Below are 4,843 nucleotides of genomic sequence, written 5' to 3' on the forward strand. Positions count from 1 at the left end.
CGGACAGCGATGTCTTTCCGTTTTATGGAGTGGGTGAACGCTAATCGAGATGTATTCTCAGCCTATAAAGCTGCTTTGGGTTTTATTTGGGCTTGAAATCTGTTTAAGTCCCGATAAGCCACTCCCATCGGTGTAAAAATGCGACCTTCCACACCAGCAAGGGCAAAAATTGGCGAGAAAACCACCACAGTAATTAAAGTTGCACCAAATAGAGAATCGCGTACTTCCTGACAACCTTCAAAGACAACTTCTAATGGTGACTTTGGTTTCCCTGCCAGCTTATTTTCTCGTAAGCTACGGTAGACATTTTCAGCGTCCACAATGGCATCATCAACGGCTGAACCAATCGCAACTGCCAAGCCTCCCAGAGTCATCGTATTCAGACCATATCCCAGCCAATTTAACGCTAGCAATCCTAACAACAAAGACAAGGGAAGTGCAGTGAGACTCACGACAAGCGTGCGCCAATTCATCAAAAACGGGACAAGAATAAAAGCAACAATAATACTGCCTTCAACGAGTGCTTCCCGAACATTTTCAATCGAGGCGTCGATAAAGTCTTCTTGACGGAAAGTAACCGTCATTTTTACATCCGGAGGCAAACTCGATTTCACCTCTTTCATTGCCGCCTCAATGGCACGAGTGACCGTGGGAGTATCGGCTTGTGGCTGTTTGTTAATCATGACCACAATTGCCTTTTTGCCATTCAAACTGCCATCGCCCCGCTTGAGTGCGGCACCAATTTTGACATCAGCGACCTCGCCTAATCGAATCGGTGTTCCATTTCGAGCGGTAATCGCTGATTGTCGCAAGTCTTCAATGGACTCAATCCGCCCAACACCCCGAATTAATAGCTCTTGGTCAGGGTTAATGAGAAATCCACCCGGAGCGTTAACATTGGCTTTTTCTGCGGCTTCAGTCACGTCCTGTAAAGACACATCAAACGCTTTTAGTTTCGCTGGATCGACTAATATTTGATACTGGCGAATATCACCCCCATAAGCGATTACCTGCGAGACGCCAGGAACCGCTAAAAGGCGGTTTGTCACCTGCCAATCTACGATACGCCTGACCTCCATCAAGTCAGTGCTAGGTGAAGATGCTTGTTGCCTGTTACCTTCTTCAACAGTGAAAGCATATTGCAATACAGTGCCGATTGGAGAACTAATCGGAGAAATTTGTGGCGAATCAACACTTTCTGGCAGCTTTTCTTGCGCTTGCTGCAATCGCTCTGTCACTAACTGTCGGGCTTGATAAATATCAGTTTCCCAATTGAAGATAACTTTCACAACTGAAAGCCCCACCGCTGAAGCAGACCGTACTGTTGTGACGCCGGGAGTCCCATTAATAGCACTTTCAATCGGTAAAGTAACCAGAGATTCTACTTCTTCTGGAGCTAATCCGGGGGCTTCAGTTTGAATTTCGACTTGGGGTGGAGCAAAGCTGGGAAATACATCCACTGGCATTTGTGACGCCACGCGAAATATCCAAACTGTCACCAGCATGGCGGCAAGGACAACTAGCCAGCGTTGTTTAATAGACCACTTGATAAGCGCACTAAGCATAGTTAAAGGCAAAAGACAAAAGAAAGAGAATTATTGACTTTTTACTTTTTCCTGTTTGCTTGCCGAGTCATTAACAATTTCTGATTCGTGGGGTAAAGGTATTGAAGGCAACGCCTCTAAGGTTTTAGGCACCCGGCGCGACTGAGTGCGGCGTCCTAACCAAAAGGCAACGAATGCGATCGCTCCCCCGGCTGGCAAAACCCACAACCAAGGAAGTGAGTTTTGAATGGCAGAAACCCGATTAATCGCGTCTGAGTTTGGAATTAAAGGCTGTTTCTCTTCGCTTTTGCCTTCTGAGCTGCCGCCGCGTAAGGATTGGGCATACAGTTGAATTGCGCCTTGGGTGACAATGCGATCGCCCTCAAACAAACTTCCCTTGACTTCAACTACATCCCCCACAGTTCGTCCCAAGGTGACTTCAACTGGCTCAAAGGCGGTACCATTTTGCACGTAAACTCGCTGCCTGCCATTGGTTTCCACCACGGCTGAAGTCGGAATGACTAAGATAGGCGCGGGAGTTTGGTTGGTTAACACTTCCAATTCTGCAAACATCCCCGGCTTCAACTGTCCGCCAGGGTTATCCAGTTCAGCTTTGACTGGCACGACTCGCGTTTCCCCTTCTACAACCGAGCCAATCACCGCAATCTTGCCTGTGAAGGTGCGATTCGGCAAGCTGGCAACCTTCACCCTAACTCGTTGCCCAATTTTTACCTGATTTAAATCTTTTTCGTAGATACTCGCCGTAGCCCACACCCGATTATTATTCAGGATGGTCATCAGCTTTGCCCCCGCCTCCTCCACCGATTGACCGAGGGTAATTTCCCGGTCGGCAACGGTGCCAGAAATGGGAGCTGTTACCGTCACCAACCCTTTGTCATTGGCGCGGGTTCCCAGTTGTTGCAGCCGCGTCTGATAAGCGGTATTACTCAGGCGAATCCGGGAATTTGCCACTTTTACAGCTGATTTGGCGCGTTTGAGTTGCGCTTCGGCTTCCAGCACTTCCCGACGGCTGGTTGCTTTGGTCAATTGCGTTTTGGCTTCTGCCAGGTGAGCAAGAGACTCCAGCATTTGGCGACGTGGCAACGCTCCTGCACGCTCCAACTCGCGATCGCGTTCATACTGTTCTTGAGCGACTGCTAGTTCAGTGCGAGCTTGCTGAATGTCTGAGGCGGCTATCTGCGAGTATTGCTGATAATTTTCTTGAGCTAGCTTTAAATCTGCTTGCGCCTGTTGCAGATCCGCTTCGGCTTCGGCTCGTTTTTCCTGGGAACCTACGCGCAGTTCTACTAAGTCGGGTGCGGCGATGACAGCGATGACTTTGCCTGCTTGCACCACGGCACCGGGTTCCACGAGAAGCTCAACGATTTTCCCCGGAGTGGGTGATGTCACTTCCGCTTTTTGGCTGGGCAACGTTTCAATTTGACCCGTGGTTTTAATGCCAAAACCCAGCCGTTGTTGAGAGACTGGTTTTACCTCGATTCCCATCCGTTTTGCTGTTTGGGCATCTACTTGAATCCCTTGGGGAGTTCCCTGGCTAGCTTCGGTTTCTCCATGAAACTCATCCCCATGTCCAGCATGGGCGAGAACCGAGGTTGGTGCAGCCAGTAGGAGTAGGCTCAGGAGTGTCCCAAATAAGCGATCGCGTGCCTTAGATGGCTTGGAAGCAAAAAAAAGCATAACTAAGGGGTTCCTTGCGTTTGGATGGGATAGCGAGGTTTTCTTCCAGCCCTCTAGCAAGGGCACTTACCTACTGCCGAAATAGCCAGTGAGGCTGACCGCAACAGCGTTAAACCACCATCTAGATATTAAGTTTGCACAAAAGAATGAAATTAGGATGAAATCAGGAACCCCACCCCAACCCTCCCCGTTCACGGGAAGGGAGAAATCCTGGCCTAGGTGGCTATCGGTGCTGTTTTGTCACCCCTTCCTGCTTTCAATTAATCTGAATTACTTTTTGTACCAAGCTTGTCGCCACTGCTGCATTTTCTCAATTTCTGCTTTTTGTGAAGTGATAATTTGTTGGGACAATTGTTTAATTTCGGGTCGCTTCGACTTATTCAGTGCATCTTCAGCCATTGTTAAAGCACCTTCATGGTGAGCAATCATCCCAATGATAAAGCGCAGATCGAACTCAGCATCGGCAGCGCCCATATCCCCAGACATCATCATGCTTTGGCGTTGTTGTTCTGACATGGGGACTACGGATTTGTCTGCACCTCCGTAAGCAACCGGCTGTTTGTTGGCTTGGGGATACCATGCCTGTCGCCACTGTGTCATCTGATTAATTTCTTTGTTTTGGTCTTGGATGATATTGTCAGCTAACTGCTTGATTTCAGGGCGTTTAGATTTCTGTTGGGCTTCTTTTGCCATCATCACCGCACCTTGATGATGTACGCTCATCGCGTCAATAAATCGCAGCTCGTAGTTAGCATCGGCTGGCCCTAAATCCATTGCCATGCTATGATTCATGCCGCTTCCGTGTCCCCTGTGTTCCATGTGTTCCATGCCGCCAGCATCTGATGGGGAGGCGGTTGGGGCTTGGGCTTGGTTTTGAGAGCCACTAGAACAAGCTGTCAGAAATCCGCCAGTCATGGAGGCGATCGCTACCAGGGTGACAGCCAAAAAACCATTTTTAAAAGAATTAATTTGCATAGATAGGGGCATCAATTTATTTAACTATCCTCGCTCCTGATCTGTAAGTTAGTTCAAGAAAGCAGTAGGTATTTCTCAGTGTTTTACAAAAAAATGAAATTAGGATGAAATCCTGATAGGTCATTCGGAAGAAATTTAAAGCATTTAATTAGATAGACGCGATCGCACCTTCCTCATTCTTAAGGTTAACGCCAACAAAAGTACCTTTAATGACGGTTAACTTAAACCAAAATCGAATTAGCCAAAAAATGCAGCAGTGTATTTAATGATGCAAGGGCAGTCTGATTGTAAACGTGCTGCCTTTGCCCAGTTCGCTATGAACGTCGATGCTGCCGTTGTGGGCAGTAGCGATCGCTTTGGCAATTGACAAGCCCAATCCAGAACCGCCTGTGTGTCGAGAGCGATCGCTATTTATCCGATAAAAGCGGTCAAAAATCCGCGTCTGTTCTGGGGGTGCAATGCCAACGCCAGTATCTTTTAAGTGCTTAAGCAAAATTAATTACATATTCGGTTCCGACTTTTTTTAGCACATTTTTGACATACTTTACTAAACTTTTCCAGTCCCGATAAGCCTCTATCTCTATCCATTCATATTTCATAAACTTCCATAAGATTTCAATTAAGTT

Annotated in this window: 2 protein-coding genes and 3 pseudogenes; all 5 read right to left on the reverse strand. The window is 47.5% G+C overall.

All coding sequences use genetic code 11. The annotated features are described in order from the left end of the window. Positions 1–119 precede the first annotated feature (119 nt). Positions 120–1,565, reverse strand: a pseudogene (locus NC997_RS26880) (efflux RND transporter permease subunit); the annotation flags it as partial. A gap of 30 nt (positions 1,566–1,595) precedes the next feature. Next, positions 1,596–3,242 carry an efflux RND transporter periplasmic adaptor subunit gene (locus NC997_RS26885; RefSeq protein WP_190526987.1) on the reverse strand — a complete coding sequence of 549 codons (1,647 nt, stop codon included), beginning with the start codon at positions 3,240–3,242 and terminating at the stop codon, positions 1,596–1,598. 270 nt (positions 3,243–3,512) lie between these two features. After that, positions 3,513–4,229, reverse strand: coding sequence for a DUF305 domain-containing protein (locus tag NC997_RS26890; protein ID WP_348257839.1), 717 nt, complete (start codon positions 4,227–4,229; stop codon positions 3,513–3,515). 250 nt (positions 4,230–4,479) lie between these two features. Then, positions 4,480–4,698: pseudogene (locus tag NC997_RS26895) on the reverse strand (ATP-binding protein); the annotation flags it as partial. Positions 4,699–4,702: 4 nt separating this feature from the next. After that, positions 4,703–4,843: pseudogene (locus tag NC997_RS26900) on the reverse strand (IS630 family transposase); the annotation flags it as partial.

The sequence above is a fragment of the Trichocoleus sp. DQ-A2 genome, from assembly GCF_039961915.1.
Lineage (GTDB): Bacteria > Cyanobacteriota > Cyanobacteriia > Cyanobacteriales > FACHB-T130 > FACHB-T130.

Excerpts from the sequence above, each read along its gene's own strand:
- NC997_RS26885 (WP_190526987.1), bottom strand. The coding sequence starts at position 3,242 with ATGCTTTTTTTTGCTTCCAAGCCATCTAAGGCACGCGATCGCTTATTT.
- NC997_RS26890 (WP_348257839.1), bottom strand. The coding sequence starts at position 4,229 with ATGCCCCTATCTATGCAAATTAATTCTTTTAAAAATGGTTTTTTGGCT.